Consider the following 16,510-nt stretch of genomic DNA (forward strand, 5'->3'; position numbering starts at 1 on the left):
ATTTTCAGAAGGAGTGTTATTGTTGAAAAAAATGAAAATGCTAGTTGCTGCCGTTATGCTCGCTGTTCTAGCCGCCGGCTGTTCTTCCGCCAGCGGAAGCAAGAACATTACCCTTGCTTATGTCGCTTGGGATTCAGAAATTGCGAGCACCTATGTCGTTAAAGAAGTGTTGGAACAGAAGCTGGGCTACAAGGTTGAAATGCTTCAAGTGGATGCCGGGCCGATGTGGGCTGGCATTTCCGACGGAAGCGCAGACGGAATCGTTGCCGCTTGGCTCCCAAGCACGCATGCCTCTTATGCAGATAAATATAAAGGGCAATATGAGGATCTCGGCGCTAACCTAGAAGGCACCAAAACCGGACTTGTCGTTCCTAAATATATGGACATCAACAGCATCGAGGATTTGAATGATAAGACGGGTCCCGAGCTGGACTATAAAATTATTGGCATTGAGCCGGGTGCCGGACTTATGATGGCTTCGGAGAAAGCGCTCGATGCATACGGCCTGCGTGATAAATGGACGCTGCTTGAAAGCTCGTCCGCTGCAATGTCGCAGGAGCTTCAGAAGGCGTATGACAATAAGGAGCCGATCGTTGTAACGGGTTGGACACCACATTGGATGTTCGCCAAGATGGATCTGAAATATTTGGATGATCCGAAAAATGTATACGGCAGCGCGGAACAAATCCATACGATTGTACGCAAAGGACTGAAAGAGGACAAATCGGAAGCTTATGCTTTCCTCGACAAGTTCAACTGGACGCCGGAGGATATGGCGAAGGTCATGGTTGCTATTCAAGGCGGCGAAACGCCAGAAGCAGCAGCTAAAGCCTGGGTTGAAGGCAACGCGAAGCTAGTTGATGCTTGGTTGAAATAATTCGGCCTTGCTTTCATCAGCAGCGCGCGCTATAATACATCTAATTTCATTACAACGACTTGCTGATGACGAGAATCCAACTCCGAGGCGTTCTCGTCAAGAGAGATGCTTAGCGCTTCTCCTAAGTTAACCGGGCCCGCCCGTTATCGCGGAACCAAAGCGGATCGTTCGGCACTGCCGTCCGGTCAAGTTGGGTGGCACCGCGAGTTTAACGCTCCTCGTCCCAAAAGGATGAGGGGCGTTTTTTGCGTTTTTATTTAAAAGGCGAAGGAGCGCGGTAACATGCTGGACATGAAATGGATTCGCGAAAACAAAGAGCTGGTGCAGCAGGCGGCGGAGCATAAGGGGCTGGATTTTAACGTTCAGCAGCTGCTGGATGCCGATAGCCACAGACGCGAGCTGCAGCAGAAGGCGGACGAACTTAGGCAGGAGCGCAATGCGCATTCGCAGCGCATTGGGAAGCTGATGCAGAGCGCAAATGCGAGGCAGCAGAAGCAAGGAGCGGAGCAGCACGGGGCAAAGCAGCAACAGGCGGCGTTCGAACCGCCGCAATGGACGGAGCAAGAGCAGGCCGAGCAATTGAAGCAGGCAGTAGCGAAAATTAATGAGCTGCTAAAGCCTTGCGAGGAGCAGCTGCTTGAAGCCGAGCAGCAATTCCGCAAGCTTATGCTGGAGGTGCCGAATCCGGCTTCGACAGATACGCCTATCGGCAGGTCGGATGCTGACAATGTGGAATTGCGCCGAATCGGCAGCATTCCGGCCCCCGCTTTTGCGCTGCGGGATCATGTAGAGCTTGGCGAGCTCCACGGCATGATAGATATAAATCGCGGCGTTCGGACGGCGGGCTCGCGCAGCTACTATTTGAAAGGGACAGGTGCCCTGCTGCACCGTGCGGTCCAGCAGCTTGCGCTCGATTACTTGCTGGAGCGCGGATTTACGCTGCTTGATGTGCCTCTGATGGTAAGAGAGGAAGCGATGTACAATACGGGATATTTCCCCGGGGGAACGGATTCTGCATACCGGATCGACGGCGAAGATCGCTGGCTGATCGGGACTTCGGAAGTACCGCTAGTCGCCTATTACGATAATGAAATCGTCGATGTGGCCGAGCCGATTCGGCTTACTGCCGCAACCGCCTGCTTCCGCAGCGAGGTCGGCTCGGCTGGCCGGGATGTGCGCGGCCTCTACCGCGTGCATCAATTTGCCAAGGTTGAGCAGGTTGTGCTTTGCGAAGCCGATCCTGCCCGTTCGGAGGCGCTGCTCCACGAAATAACAGCGAATGCGGAACAACTGCTGCAATTGCTGGAGCTGCCCTATCGTGTTGTTGCGGTATGTACCGGCGATATGTCGCAAAAAAATGTGAAGCAATTCGACATTGAAACGTGGATGCCGAGCAGGCAAGCTTATGGCGAGACGCATTCGTCGTCGAATGTGCATGATTTTCAGGCGCGGCGCTCGAATATTCGCTATCGCGATGCCGAAGGCAAGCTGCGCTACTGCCACACGCTCAACAACACGGCCGTCGCAACGCCGCGCATTCTTATTCCGCTGCTGGAAAATCATCAGCTTGAAGACGGCTCGATTTATATTCCGCCAGCGCTTCGTCCCTATATGAACGGGCTGGAAATGCTGCAAGCTCCAGCTGCCCCCCTTGCGGAAGCAGCCCAGGTGCAGCCAGAAACAAAGTAAAACATGTCCAGATAATGGTCATACCAACAGGCTGGAAAATAAAAAGACAAGCGCTGCCGATTCAGCAGCGCTTGTCTTTTCTATAGTTGAGCAGCAGTCTGAACGGCAGCGGGCAGCTTGCTGGCTTTATTTTTCCAAGCTGTATTGGCGTTAGGATGATTTCAGCTCTTCCAAGTAGGCGACCAGACGATCCGATGTTTCGCTGATGCCCTGCTCCATTCCCATTTCGACTACCGTCTTGAGTGCTTCCTCCGTTGGGTAGCGGGTCACGCTCACGAATTTGGTTTTGCCATCCTGCGTCGCTTCGAACGTCATGGTGACGTTAGCTGACGGCATGTCCGCGGATTCATTGCCTTCGGCATCAGAGAAATAATCTACGTAGGCGATTTTCTCATTCGTTACAATTTATTTCCTTGTATACGGCCTTGCCCCATGATTCATAGCCGAAAAAATCCCCTTGGTTCTGGTCGATGCATTTCATGCAGTAATGCCATACGCCGCCTGGACGGAAATCGACTGTGCAAGCCGACAAAATCCAGCCATTCGGTCCCCACCAATGCTTCAAATGCTCAGCCGTGGAATGGGCTTCAAACACGAGTGCATGCGGTGCGTCAAAAACCCGCTCCATCGTAAGTACCTGTCCGTCTACCTTTAAGCTTAATTTGTTCGTCATTGTGATTGCCTCCTGAAAGTTAGTTTGGTTTGCTGCCTCGTTCCTTCAACTGCTGCAAGTAAAAATCCAATTTGTCGAACCGCTCGCTCCATAGGCTGCGATAGGTTTCCAGCCAGCTGTCCATCTCTTGGAGCGGCTCCACCCGAAGCTTGTAATAACGGCGATTGGCCGCTGCCTGCACCTCGACGAGCCCTGCTTCCAGCAATATACGCAAATGCTTGGAAGCCTGAGGCTGACGAATGGGCAGACGTTCCGCAATTTCTCCGACAGTCAAGGAACCATCCACCAGCAGCTCCATGATCCGCAGGCGCGTCGGGTCGGATAATGCGCTGAATGTCGTAGCTTTCATAAAAACCGCGTCCTTTAATGGCGCTGTTAGAATTAAAGGGAAGTCAGCGCTATGAAGGTGCTTTCGTTTCCCTGAATTGAATATACCATTACAGGAATATTCCCGTCAAGGAATAATCAAAAAACTTCCGCCGAGCATAATTGGCATACTGTCATTTTGCACAAAAAAAAGCCGCTAACAAGCATAAAACTTGTCACCAGCTTACGTATAAAGATCAAAAAAAAGAGCTGCACCCCAGCGGTGTGCGCTCCTTCTAGCCCTTCAATGATCCGGCGGCCATGCCGGAAATAAAATAACGCTGCAGCAATAAAAATAAAATAAGCATCGGCAGCGAGATCAGTACAACTCCGGTCAGCAGCCCCGGATAATTGGTTGAATATTCGCCCTGGAATTGCAAAAGCGCTAAGGGCAGCGTCATTTTTGCCTTATCTGTGAGCAGCAGCATCGGGAACAGCAGGTCATTCCAGACGCCCACGAGCAGGAAGATAGCTGTTGCCGCAAGTGAAGGTGCTGACAGCGGCAGCGCTATTTGGGTGTAAAGCCGCCATTCCCCCGCGCCATCCATGCTGCCTGCCTCGAACATTTCCTTTGGCAGCGCGCGCATGAAGCCCGTCAGCATAAAAACCGCTACTGGCAGCAGCATCGCGACCGTCACTAATATGAGCCCAAACCGGCTGTTCATCAGCCCAAGATCGCGCATAAAGGAGTAGATTGGAATCATATTCACCTGTGCCGGAACCATCAATCCTATGAGAAATATGCCGTAAAGGATTAGCCCGAGCCTATTGGCAATCCGGTAAATGCCGTAAGCAATCATGCTTGACACGATCAGCTCCAGGACAACCGTGCTGAAAGAAACCGTTATGCTATTGCTGAAATAAGACAGCATCGGTTGGCTGTCGAATAGATGGCTGTAGTTTTGCCCTGTGAATGAGCTTGGAATACCGAGCGGACTCGCATAAAACTGCTGCTGGTCTTTGATCGTCGTCACAATCAGGAAAATAAGCGGCAGCAAAATAATGATCGCGAAAGCGAGCAGAAACAAACGCCCTGCTATTCGTAACAGCATGAATTCTTGCCTCCTTTCTGATCTCATCATGACGCAAGTTAAGGTCCTATCATTAAGCCGCCTGCTTCATAGAGCATGGAGGCAGCTTGAAAATACGGCCTAATAGGAGACGCGATTCGCCCGCAGCGCTCTGAATTGCAGAAACGTAATGAAGGCAATAATAAATAGGAAATAAATCGACGCAGCAGACGCTTGGCCAAACTTATAGTTTTGGAACGCCGCCGAATAAATGTACGTGGACAAAATTTCCGTCGCATAATTCGGGCCGCCCCGCGTCGTAACGAAAATCAAATCAAACGCCTTGAAGGACTGAATCGTCGTATAAGCAACAACAATCGTAGCCGCAGGCGCAAGCAAGGGCCAAGTAATCCGGCGAAAAATAGCCCATCTGCCGCCCCCGTCCAGCTTCGCCGCCTCATACAGCTCCTCTGGAATCGCATGCAGGCCTGCGATAAACAAAATTGCCATTTGCCCAATATGCGCCCATGCTTGAACGGCAGCAATGGAATAGATCGCAAGCGACGGATTGCCAAGCCAATTATTCGCAAGCGCTGACAATCCGAGCATCCGGAGCAGCTCGTTAAGCAGCCCCAGATTCGGATCGTAAACATAAGCAGCGATAAAGCCGACGGCGGCAGACGATAATATCGTCGGGAAGAAATACAGCGCCCGCAGCGCCACCGTCGTTTTTTTATTTTTCGTCAGCAGCAGCGCTACAATTAGTGATACGAGCGTCTGCACGACCACGACCGACAGCATGAACCGCAAGTTGTTGCCGATCGCTTTTTTGAAAATAATGCTGTCTGCTACCGTCTTGTAATTATCAAGACCTACGAAGCCGGAGGTGTCCGACATGCCGTCCCAATCCGTGAAGGAATTGTAGAAGCCGGACAGCGTCGGATATAGAAAGAAGACAGCATAGAGCAGCAGCCCCGGGACAAAAAAGAAGTATATCGTCTTCCGCACAGCCATCAGACTATGGCTTCAGCTGCTGGATCACAATCGCTTGCGCGCTGCTGGCAGCCCCTTCCGCCGAATCGCCAGCAATGACCGCTTGAATGGAGCCGGTAACCGCCTTCTGAATTTCAATATTCGTAATGAGATAACGAGGCTGGAAGCGCGTTTTCTTATCGGCCCAGCCGCTGATGACTTGCAAAGCAGGGCTTGTGTATTCGATATCCTTGACCGGAATGTTCTGGTTCGCCGCATTTGCGACTTTGCCCGCTACTTCTTTTTTGCCCAGATAGGAAATGAAGGCTTTGGCTTCTTCCGGATGCTTGGACTTGCTGTTGACGCCAAGCATGAATGTCGTCGTATGAATGCCTTCATAGATTGCTTGATCAGCGGGCACGGTAATTGGAGCGAGCAAATCCAGCTTCAGCTCAGGACTCGCTTTCAATACGGCTGCAATGGAGTACGAGCCAGTTGCCAGCATCGCCGCTTTTCCTTGTGAGAAAAGGGCAATCGCCGCATCCGTATTCGTACCCAGCGAATCCGGCTGGAAATAACCTTTGTCGTTCAGTTCTTTGAACTGCGACAGCGTGGTGGTCCACCATTCATCCGTAAGCTTGGTTTCGCCCTTCTCAAGCTTTTGGAACACCTCTTCATCCGGCGCATTGTTCATCATCATCGGGTTCATGAATTGGCCTGGGCCAATATCGGCGCCGGGGAAGGCGATCGGGATAATGCCGTTGCTCTTAAGCGTTTCGCTTGCGGCAAGGAAGCTGTCCCAATCCTTCGGAGGTGAAAGGTTGTATTGCTCGAACAGCCCGACGTTGTAAACCGGAATGTTGTACACGAGAGAATACGGCAGCGCGTATTGCTTGCCATCCTTTGCTCCGGATTTAATCAGCTCCGGCACAAACAATTGGACGAATGCCTCATTCGTTAAATCGGTGTATAAGCCTGCTTTGGCAATGGATTCAAACTGTGCGCCCGGGAAGGAAGCAAATACGTCGCCTACAGAGCCGTCGAGCAGCTTAACCTGCGCCGTCGTCTGATATTGCTCAGACGGGAACGTCTGCATCGACACTTTGATGCCGGGATTTTCCTGCTCAAAATCTTTAATAATCTCGTTCCAGACTGGCACATCGCCCTGCCAATGGATAAAGCTGATCTCTACGGGCTTGCCAGCTCCGCTATTGCCGCTGGATGCGGTATTGCTGCTGGCATCGCCGCCAATGCCGCCGCAAGCTGCCAAGATGAGTGCAAGCAGCAGCAGTATGGCTGCGGGAAACGAATATTTTTTCAACATCATGGATTTAAAAACCCTCCTGTCATCTTCTGTGAAAATTTACGCCCGTACTTCGCGTCTGCTCGCCCACTTCTGATGGAACAGCGGCAATGCTTCTTTGCCGAAGCGCTCTGCCTCCTCCAGATGAGGGTAGCCCGACAATATAAAGGAGGATACGCCTAGCTCTGCGTATTCAATTAATCGTTCTGATACTTGGTCGGCTGTGCCTACAATCAGGATCGCTCCGCCCGAACGGACAAGCGACAGTCCTGCCCACAGGTTCGGCCCTACGACAAATCGCTCATCCTTGAACTGCTCGCGCAGCTCGTTCTGCCGGCGTTGGTTCGTTGCGTCTGTCTTGGCAAAAGCTTTCTGCGCCTGCTCAATCGCTTCAGGCGACACCTTGCTAATGAGCTCCCATGCCGCGGCCCAAGCCTCTTCCTCTGTGTCGCGTACCAATACTTGCGCCCGAAGCCCGAAGCGGACCGGACGGTCAATGCCCGTCTCCTCGCGATACTGCGAACGAACGACTTCAAAATCTTCGATCTGCTCGCGAATCCAGTCATGCGGCTCGCCCCACATTAAATACGTATCCGCGAATTCAACCGCTACGCGCTTCGCTGCTGGAGAGCTTCCGCCGAGGTAAAACGGCGGATGAGGCTTCTGCACCGTCAGCGGCGTCGTCACCGCACGCGTGAACTGATAATATTTTCCGCGGAAAGGCTGCTGCTGATCGTTCTGCTTCGTTTCGGCACCTTCGCTGCCGACGAATTCAGAAGCTTTAATGCCATTCGATTGCTTCCACGCCTGCTGCATCACCGCCAAATATTCACTGGCGCGCTCATAGCGCTCATCATGCGCATGGGCAAGCGGGTCGCCAAGCTCCTCCAGATCCTGCACCGAGCTTCCGGTCACGACGTTAATCATCGCGCGTCCGCCAGATAATTGATCGAGCGCCGCTCCCATTCGGGCCGACAGCACTGGGGTTGTGAGGCCTGGGCGCACCGCTACAAGCGGGCGAAGCGTCGTCGTGTGGCTCATAATGGCTGAGCCAACAACCCAAGCGTCCAAGCACGGGCCGCCCGTTGGGATCAGTACGAAGCCAAGGCCTGCTTTTTCAGCCGCTTTAGCCACATCAATCAAATACTCCAGCGTAGGTTCCCTCTCCGATGCTACGCCTACGTAGCTGCCATCTCCCGCCGTAGGCAGAAACCAGCCAAATTCTATCTCTTTATGTTCATTAAGATTATTCACCATTATGCTCTCCTTTACGGGTATGACTCTGGATCCGTGAGCAGCCCGTATCTCCAGTTCGTCTGGCAGATGCCTATGGTACATCCGGCTGTCCGGTCAATAACCAACAAGTTTAGTAGGAATAGTTGTATTTGCATCATAACAATCAACCGTTAGTGGGTCAATGTCATTTCGCGGCGTTTTAAACTTGTCATTTTGTGATGTCGAATCATTTGCTATACTGGGAAAGGTTATGTCTTTTCACAGCGCCATTGAGGTAAAGATAGAATAATAGATTGTAGGCCAGGCACGTTTAAACATGGAAAAAAGGGGGTATTAATGATGAGACCGAATATGCGTGAGGACCATCATGAATGGCTGGAAATCTATCATTTCACGCCTTCTGCTTTCGAGAAATCGGGAGCTGCATGGCCCATTCGGGTCGGAACGAATATCGCCAAGCCGAATTATCATATCGGCCCGCGCGTGGCGCCTTATTATTATTTGCTAGGCGTGCTGGAGGGGCAAGGAACATTCATTCAGGGCAACAAGACGTACACGCTGCGTCAAAATGATCTGTTCTGCCTGTTCCCGCAAGTTACCCATGAATATTTCACCTTGGCGGAGGAGCCGCTGCACAAAATCTTTTTTGCCTTTGATGGCAAGAAAGCGATTCAGCTGTTGGCCCGGCTCGGGCTTGGGCCGCAATCGCCCCATGCACCCGGCGCACTGACACCACAGGCTGCCGAATTTATGCAGCAGCTATTGCAGCTCGTCAGCCACTCGGGTCCACCGAATACCGACCTGGCGCGGCTAGGCCTTTTTCACCGGATATGGGATGAGCTTGTCTCATCTGCTTCTCCCGCTGTTGTTCCCCGCGACCATCGCAGCATCAGTTGGCTGCAAAAGGGGCTGGAGTATATGGAGATTCATTATGCGGAGGGCATTTCCGTGGAGAGCGTCTCCGACTACGTGGGAGTCAATCGCACACATTTTACTAAACAATTCAGCAAAGCATACGGCATAACACCGGTCCAATATATCCAGCAGCAAAAAATGGGCGAAGCCAAGCGTCTTCTCGCGCAAACCGGCTATACGTTATCGGAAATCGCCAGCTCCATCGGCTTCCCCGACCTCTTTTCTTTTTCCAAAGCGTTTAAGAAAAATGTAGGGATTGCGCCCAAGCAATACCGCTCCCAGCTCATTAGCGGGAAAACAGAGAGCAACGATTGACAGCTGTAACTGTATAAATTATAATTACAGTATTATCATTGTTAGATTGTAATGGGATTCAAGGTGAAACGGCCGTTGCCATCCTTTGACGGCGCAGCGCGTTTCATTCCGAGAAATATAGAGAAAGGATAGTGTTACGATATCCCTTCCTATATTTCAAGTGTAAACGGCTGTCGCCGTCCTCTGGCGGCAAAGTTACCGTTTCACGCTGAAATATAAGCCCATTTATAAGGATGTGACTTATAAATGCTTATATTTTTGAAAAAATCAGGCATAATTGCAGGTTCCATTAAACGACAGGTGGTGACTGGAATGAATAATGAGATGATAATTAAACCGGGCGACTGGATGAACGGAACGACTGGAAATGGCGAGCTGATGCTCGGCTTCGTAGAAAGCGTTGATGCTTCCCACGGCACGGTACGGCTATATGTAACGGCATGCGACAATGAGCTTGCCATCGGCAGAACGATTACGCTTGCAGCTTCACAGGTTAATTCGCTGCGCTCGTCACCGCTTTATACGGTGCAGCAACTGACGCAGCTAATCGACCTGGCGCTCGCAACAAACGATGAAGCTTGGTTTAATGAGCTTTCGGCCATGCTCGTCAATTTGAACAATGGCAAATTGCCGCAGGACAGCTCCCTGCCAAACGCCCATACCAAGATTTTCAACCGTCTGGGCATTTCGGTTAATGGAGAAGCAAACGGCTTGTAACACATAGCAGTAAAAATGTTCATCGTCGGCGCTAGTGTGCCGGATGGAGATGGAGATGAAGCGTTCCTTCTGGGACGCTTTATTTTTTTGAGGGTGGCATGGACTTGTGGGGAACGATTGGGGTGAGCTATAGCGTCGCTAGTATCAGCGGTATCGGCGGTGGATTTCATGCTGAATTAGGGGTTGTATTGTTTTCTGCCATCCCTTACGATGAGAGAAAATAATGTAAAAGAAGTATGTAAGGGAAATATGCAAAAGACTGGTGCGAATGTGAAGCTCCCATGAAATCCCTGGGGGATTCGCACCTCGAAACTTGTCGAAAACGACTTATTTTCATGAGAACGGGCAAAAGTCAATTTTTGTTTTAGACTTGTTTGGCATTACTTTTTTTGAAAATGTGCTGGATGAATGCCTGCTTGGCATCATTCATGGGCATTTTCGCTGTCGCACTCCGTATGGGGTGCGTGGATTGAAGCTGCTTGACCGCACCTATTTTTTTCTTCCGCAAACAGTCGCACTTAAATAGATTTGGTGGACACAGCAGCAGCTATTTCGACAGAATCACAGGTTATGGCACAAGCTGCGGACTCAGGAGATGCTAATGTGCTGCAAATGATCATTTTGACGGGATAATGAGGGCAATAGCGGCTTTCCAGTCCGCTTAAGGTCTAAATTCAGTTTAAAAGCCAAAATAGCGGAATCTCAGTCCTTGAAAAAAGAGTGAGTAGCCTGAGCCGCGTACTCTTAGCAAAATCGCAGGCCATTAGAGCTCTAAAGTTATACCATTCTACTTGCAACATCAACAAAAACCGTTCCTTTCGTTAATGGCAGACTCTGCTTGCCCTTAACGAAGAAACGGTTTTTGTCGTTTTACCTTTTATCTTTTACCTCTCACCTTTTACCGATCAACCTTCTAAAGCTTAAATTTATCGATTTGCGTACGCAGCTTCTCCGCCATGTTGGCGAGCTCTGCCGAGGAGGAAGCGACTTCCTCCATCGATGCCATTTGCTGCTGCGCTGCAGCCGAGACATTTTCAGATTCAGCAGCGGTTTCGCTGGCGGAATCGGCAATGTGACGAATAGCGTCCACTAGGCTTCCTGTGCCAGAGACAATTTCGTCCGCCGCTGCCGAAACGCTTCGGATGCTGCCAGCAACCTGCTCTACGGATGAGCGAATATGCGTAAACAGCTCGCTTGCCGATTCGCCTGCTTGTCTGCCCTGAGCAGCTTGCTCTACGGTCTGATCAGACGCGAGAAGCGTCCGCTTAATCTCAAGTTGAATGCTGCCAATAAAGCCGGAAATTTGCTCCGCCGATGCCATCGACTGTCCTGCAAGCTTCCGAATTTCATCGGCAACGACGGCAAAACCTCGCCCAGCTTCGCCAGAGCGCGATGCTTCAATTGCCGCATTCAAGGAGAGAATATTCGTCTGGCGAGCGATGTTGCTAATGCTTCCTACAACCTCGCCAATTTTGTCAGACAAGCCGCTAAGGTCTTGAATCGTACCGGACAACTCGCGAATGCCGAGCTCCATCTCGTCCATTTTTCCACCGAGCTTAATCATAGCGGCTGACCCGTCTGTTGCAAGAGTGGACGTCTCAGAAGCAATGACTGATACGTCTGAGCTATGTGCAGCAACACCATTAATTTGCACAGCAATATTTTCAGCTGCATCGCTGCCATCTTGTACGCTGGACGTTTGCCGCTCCGAGCTTTCGGCTACAACCATAATAGCCTCCGAAATGCTCTGCGCTGCATGTGCCCCTTGATCGGCGCCTGCCGCAAGCTGTTTCGCTGATTCCGTCAATTGCTCGGATAGGCCTGCAACACCTTTCATTAATTGGTGCATTTGATCGCCTGCTGCATTAAAGGAATGTAGAGCAACGCTAATATCGTTTTTGCCTTTGGCCGGAATGCGATGCGTGAGATCCCCTTGTGCCAGCAAATCAATTCCGTGAGTCAACTGGCGGATAGGATGTACAATTCGGAGCGCTATCAAAATGCTAAGCAGCAGCGCGCCCAAAATAATGAATTGCCCTACGATAATAATGAGCTTCAGCAAATCATTAACCGGTTTTAAAAACTCGCTTTCATGCACATAGGTGACAACGATCCAATTGAGATCTGTTTTGGTTAAATAGGAAAGCTGGTCGACCCCTGATTCATGGAAATGAATGGCCTTGTAATTGCCCTGAACCGCATCAGCGAATGCTTCATCCAGTACAGGGTTATTCAAATCGGCAATCTTATTGTTTAAAATAAAGGACTCATCCGGAAAATAAATAAAGGTTCCATCCGCAGTCGTCATAAGAGCTCTTCCCGTCTCGCCTTGCTCAAAGCGGGCGATGCTCTCAACCGCCTCACTGATTGGATATGCTGCTGAATAGAAGCCCACAGGCTTGCCATCCTTCATTAACGGAGCACCAATCGCAACGACAAGCTGGTTGTCTACTTTAGAAATAATCGGGTCAGAGACGAAAGCGCGTCCTGCCTGTACCTCCTTTATATAGGCGCGTTCAGATAAGTCATATTCCTTGCCGTTCAAGTCTATTGCAAGCTTGCCTGTCATATCAGCCGAATACATAATCGTTGAAAATTCAGGATGCAGCTTCTGTGACTCGATGATATAGTCAAGCTGCTTTTGCTTGTCGTCTCCAAGCTCCGCTCCATGCTCCGCAAGCATTTTAATAATGGTCTGCTTCTCTTTCATTCTGCTGTCAACTTCCTTTGCCAGCAGCCGCGTATTCAACTCCATTTGCTTCTCTGACTGGCTCCTGACCTCACTTGAGGTGGGGGCATAGAACGTATAGGACAGGACCGATACACAGACAACGACTATGAGCAGTGTAGACAGCACGATCCGCCCCGCTGTTTGACGAAGGGAACAGAACCTAAGTAAAGCACGAATAAAACGTGAATTTTTGAAAGCCATAAGCTATCCCCTTTTTTAAAAAATGATTATTGTGTAGTAGTTATATCGGAATAGGAATGAGACTTTTTAACCAATGTGACACTTTTTCGACAATTTTCTATTCACTTGTTTTATTGCAGCCTTAGCTAATCCCTTGATTATGATAATAAAATTTCATCCCTTGAGGTTGTAAGCCCTGAGCATCTTGCGCAGCAGTTGGCGACGTTGGTTTAAAAAAAGGCAAAATACAGAAGAGCCGCACCTTAATGGGGCGGCCCTTCTGTATTTCGTTTATTACAACGGCTTTATTGCTCGGATCTCCTCTTCCGTCAATCCAAATGAGCTTTCTTTTTTTCAGCATCATATTTATTAAATTGTTGCATCTCAACATTAAAACCAAGAGGAAGAGCTCTATAGAGCCCCTCCTCTTGGTCAAAAATAAAACGATAGATCTAGCGTAAAAAAAATTCGATGCTATGCTCTTTCCACTCTCTTCACTACCGGCTTGCTGATGCCTTCCGCCGCACTGCCCGTCGCCGCGAAGCTGTCCGCGTCGTAGTTATACGAGATTCGCTCAGGCAGCGGCATCCGATTGCCGTCTAGCAGTCCGCGAACGAGCTCGCGGCCAAGCTCTGGCGTCATGCCGTTATACCAGTTGCCGTCGGGATAGACGACCACATTGCAAGCATCCTCGCATCTGCCGTTGCACATCGTCTTCGTCGTATGGACGAAAGAATCCGCTTCGCGCCTCGCAAGCTCCTCACGGATGGCGAGCGTTACCTCTTCAGCGCCGCTGCGTTTACAGCTGCCTCCGTTGCATAGAAGCAGATGATGGCGCGTCTGCGTCAGGTTCCAAGTTGCCATCCTCTTGAAGCCTCCTTTCCTACCTCGTTTCCCGGTGCACAGTTACCCGCTTGAGGCGAGGACTGTATTTGCGCATCTCCAGCCGCTCCGGGGTCGTACGTTTATTTTTGGAGGTCGTGTAGTTGCGGTCACCCGTCTCCGTGCATGCCAACGTTACAGTAACTCTCATTAGGCTCACCTCCTTTTATAACATATTATTGAACGGCCTGTCTCCTTAATTTATTGCGCAAGCCTCCTGCTGCGACTGCGGAAACGGATCAATAAGGCTGTCCCAATCCTGCTTCATCTCTTCCTTCGTCAGCAAGCATTGGTCAAGCGTTGCTTCAATCTCGGCACGCTGCAAATCGATTCCGATAAACACAACCTTATTGATTCGGTCACCATACATCGGATGCCAGCTGTTTGCCAGTTCAGGCTCCTCCTCAAGCAGCAAGTGCTGCTCAGACTCGGGAAGCGCGGCCACCCACAGTCCAGCAGGGCCAAATTGAATCGACGGCCCCGCCTGGCTAATGCTCTGCGCCTGCAAGCTGCGGGTTGCCAGCCACATAATGCCTTTTGCCCGAACGATAGCTTCTGGCCACTCCTCCATCCAGCGCATTAACCGTTCCGGATGAAAAGGCTTCGCCCGCAAATAAACGAATGATCCGATTCCGTATTCCTCCGTTTCTGGCGTATGGACAGGCGCATTCAGCTCCCGCATCCAGCCAGCCGATACGCTGGCTTCTTCAAAGTTGAATCTGCCGGTATTCAAAATTTCCGCAGGATCTACCTTGCCCTGCTCGGTGCGAATCAGCTTGGCTCGCGGCTGAAGTGTACGAAGCACACCTTCCAGCTCGTCCAAATCCTCCTCGCTCACCAGATCGCATTTATTTAGCAGCAGCACATCGCAAAATTCAATTTGGTCGATCAGCAGATCAACGACCTCCCGGTGATCTTCCTCATGCGCCCCTTGGCTGCGTTCAAGCAGCGTCTCGCCAGAGGCATAATCATGCCAGAAGCGGTATGCATCAACGACCGTCACCATGCAGTCCAAGCGGCAAAATTGCGACAGGTCAATGCCCTGCTCCTCATCAATATAGGTGAACGTTTGGGCAACGGGAACCGGCTCGCCCACGCCCGTCGATTCGATCAAAATATAATCAAAGCGCTCCTGCTTCGCCAGCCGCTCTACCTCGCGCAGCAAATCCTCGCGCAGCGTGCAGCAGATGCAGCCATTCGACATTTCCACCAACTGCTCATCGGTGCGGGACAGCCCGCCTTCTTTTTGAACCAAAGCCGCATCGATATTGACCTCGCTTAGATCATTGACGATGACCGCCACCCGAAGGCCATCGCGATTGTTCAGCACATGATTGAGAATCGTCGTTTTTCCTGCTCCTAAATAACCGCTTAGCACCGTCACGGGAATTTTAAAGCCTGATTGCTTCTTCACTACTGCTTCCTTATCCATTCGTTTCACGCTTCCCTTCATATATATAGCTTGTAAATAGCTTGGCCTAAAAGCTAGATGACCTGTCGCTTGCTACGGCTTAAAACTGCCTTATTCGTTCAAAGCGAGCTTCAGTGCTTCCAGGTTATTTTTCATTACACCAATATAATCGAGCCCGTCTGCCGCTTCTTCCTCTGTCAGCCCTTCAAGCGGATTAAGTACAGCTGTCTTGGCGCCGATTTCGCTCGCAATCGTGCTGGCGATTTTTGGATCAACCAACGTTTCGAAAAAAATCGTCTTTATTTGCTGCTCCTTCGCCAGCTTCACAATTTCCGCCATTTGCTCCGGGGATGGCTCCTGGTCAGGAGAAAGGCCGGAAATCGGCACCTGCGTCAAGCCGTATTCACGCGCCAAATAGCCAAAAGCCGCATGCTGGGTAACGAACTCCGTACGCTTCACTCCTGCAAGCCCTGTTTTATAAGCCTCATCCAGCTCTTGGAGCTTGGTAATATAAGCATCAGCATTCGCTTTGTAGTTGTCGGCATGGGCGGGATCTGCTTTCGCGAACGCCTCTTGAATCGCCGCTACTTCTGCTTGTGCCAGCTTCGGACTCAGCCATACATGCGGATCGAGGCTATGCTCATGAGCGTGATCATGCCCCTCCTCCCCATGGGCAGCTTCCTCATGCTCGGCAGCATGGTCATGATCATCATGTTCCGCATCCGTATCTGCATCACTCGCAGCACCGTGCGCCTCTTCACCATGCGAATGCTCATCTTCCCCGCCCTCTGCTAGTTCAATGCTGCTGCTCGCCTCCACGACGATGCGCTTCTCATTGGCGGCGCTGTCCAGCGCCTGTTCCGCCCAGCCTTCTACGATGCCGTTATATACGAATACATCTGCCTCTTTCAGCACCGCCATGTCCTTGGCACTTGGCTCCCAGTCATGCGGCTCCGTGCCGGCCGGAATAAGCGCTGTTACATCGGCATATTCGCCGCCCACCTGCTTGCTGAATTCATACATGGGATAAAAGGTAGTTACGACTTGCAGCTTCTTCGCTTCCTTCTCCCCCGCAGTTGGCGAAACGCTTGGCTCTGATGAAGCAGCACCTCCGTTATCTGCCTGCGCCCCAACTGTATTCGCCCCATTCGTGCTTCCTGCCGCGCCGCATCCCGACAACAGCAGCACCGCTGCCATTAATAACAAAGAAATTTTACTAAACATAACTTTCAT

Annotated in this window: 14 protein-coding genes and 1 pseudogene; 4 read left to right on the forward strand and 11 right to left on the reverse strand. The window is 50.9% G+C overall.

Going from position 1 to position 16,510, the window contains the following annotated elements; translation table 11 throughout:
- Positions 1-31 precede the first annotated feature (31 nt).
- Together AC6B99_RS04060 and serS are read left to right on the forward strand one after the other, a co-directional pair.
- Positions 32-877 (forward strand): glycine betaine ABC transporter substrate-binding protein, encoded by an 846-nt coding sequence (locus tag AC6B99_RS04060; RefSeq protein ID WP_496662855.1) that lies wholly within the window; start codon positions 32-34, stop codon positions 875-877.
- Positions 878-1,159: 282 nt separating this feature from the next.
- The gene (serS, locus tag AC6B99_RS04065) at positions 1,160-2,566 is read left to right on the forward strand and encodes a serine--tRNA ligase (protein ID WP_496662804.1); all 1,407 of its coding nucleotides are present in this window, start codon (positions 1,160-1,162) and stop codon (positions 2,564-2,566) included.
- 150 nt (positions 2,567-2,716) lie between these two features.
- On the opposite strand, the pseudogene AC6B99_RS04070 reads toward serS, so the two are convergent.
- The 6 genes and pseudogenes from AC6B99_RS04070 to AC6B99_RS04095 form a co-directional block, all read right to left on the reverse strand.
- Positions 2,717-3,239, reverse strand: a pseudogene (locus tag AC6B99_RS04070) (SRPBCC domain-containing protein).
- A 19-nt stretch (positions 3,240-3,258) separates the two neighbouring features.
- A complete protein-coding gene (locus AC6B99_RS04075; RefSeq protein ID WP_056042790.1) occupies positions 3,259-3,588 on the reverse strand; it encodes an ArsR/SmtB family transcription factor in 330 nt (109 codons plus the stop codon).
- 253 nt (positions 3,589-3,841) lie between these two features.
- Complete coding sequence (locus AC6B99_RS04080) at positions 3,842-4,657, reverse strand: carbohydrate ABC transporter permease (RefSeq protein ID WP_056042792.1); 816 nt, start codon at positions 4,655-4,657, stop codon at positions 3,842-3,844.
- 99 nt (positions 4,658-4,756) lie between these two features.
- Positions 4,757-5,629, reverse strand: a complete 873-nt coding sequence (locus AC6B99_RS04085; RefSeq protein ID WP_496662805.1) for a carbohydrate ABC transporter permease — start codon at positions 5,627-5,629, stop codon at positions 4,757-4,759.
- A 4-nt stretch (positions 5,630-5,633) separates the two neighbouring features.
- A complete protein-coding gene (locus AC6B99_RS04090; protein ID WP_496662806.1) occupies positions 5,634-6,914 on the reverse strand; it encodes an ABC transporter substrate-binding protein in 1,281 nt (426 codons plus the stop codon).
- 36 nt (positions 6,915-6,950) lie between these two features.
- Entirely contained in the window at positions 6,951-8,147 is a 1,197-nt protein-coding gene (locus AC6B99_RS04095; RefSeq protein WP_496662807.1) for an LLM class flavin-dependent oxidoreductase, read from the reverse strand.
- Between the two features lie 318 nt (positions 8,148-8,465).
- Between AC6B99_RS04095 and AC6B99_RS04100 the strand changes: the two genes are divergently transcribed.
- Both AC6B99_RS04100 and AC6B99_RS04105 read left to right on the forward strand, forming a co-directional pair.
- Entirely contained in the window at positions 8,466-9,356 is an 891-nt protein-coding gene (locus AC6B99_RS04100; protein WP_494859717.1) for a helix-turn-helix domain-containing protein, read from the forward strand.
- A gap of 312 nt (positions 9,357-9,668) precedes the next feature.
- Positions 9,669-10,073, forward strand: coding sequence for an IDEAL domain-containing protein (locus tag AC6B99_RS04105; RefSeq protein WP_063892701.1), 405 nt, complete (start codon positions 9,669-9,671; stop codon positions 10,071-10,073).
- Positions 10,074-10,986: 913 nt separating this feature from the next.
- On the opposite strand, the gene AC6B99_RS04110 is transcribed toward AC6B99_RS04105, so the two are convergent.
- From AC6B99_RS04110 to AC6B99_RS04130, 5 genes are all read right to left on the reverse strand, one after another.
- On the reverse strand, positions 10,987-13,005 hold the full coding sequence (locus AC6B99_RS04110) for a methyl-accepting chemotaxis protein (protein ID WP_494859348.1): 2,019 nt from the start codon (positions 13,003-13,005) through the stop codon (positions 10,987-10,989).
- 453 nt (positions 13,006-13,458) lie between these two features.
- Positions 13,459-13,848, reverse strand: coding sequence for a (2Fe-2S) ferredoxin domain-containing protein (locus AC6B99_RS04115; RefSeq protein ID WP_496662808.1), 390 nt, complete (start codon positions 13,846-13,848; stop codon positions 13,459-13,461).
- A 19-nt stretch (positions 13,849-13,867) separates the two neighbouring features.
- Complete coding sequence (gene rpmG / locus AC6B99_RS04120) at positions 13,868-14,017, reverse strand: 50S ribosomal protein L33 (protein WP_074905075.1); 150 nt, start codon at positions 14,015-14,017, stop codon at positions 13,868-13,870.
- A gap of 45 nt (positions 14,018-14,062) precedes the next feature.
- Positions 14,063-15,298 (reverse strand): GTP-binding protein, encoded by a 1,236-nt coding sequence (locus tag AC6B99_RS04125; RefSeq protein ID WP_496662809.1) that lies wholly within the window; start codon positions 15,296-15,298, stop codon positions 14,063-14,065.
- A 90-nt stretch (positions 15,299-15,388) separates the two neighbouring features.
- The gene (locus tag AC6B99_RS04130) at positions 15,389-16,510 is read right to left on the reverse strand and encodes a metal ABC transporter substrate-binding protein (protein ID WP_496662810.1); all 1,122 of its coding nucleotides are present in this window, start codon (positions 16,508-16,510) and stop codon (positions 15,389-15,391) included.

Source organism: Paenibacillus liaoningensis, from assembly GCF_059609455.1.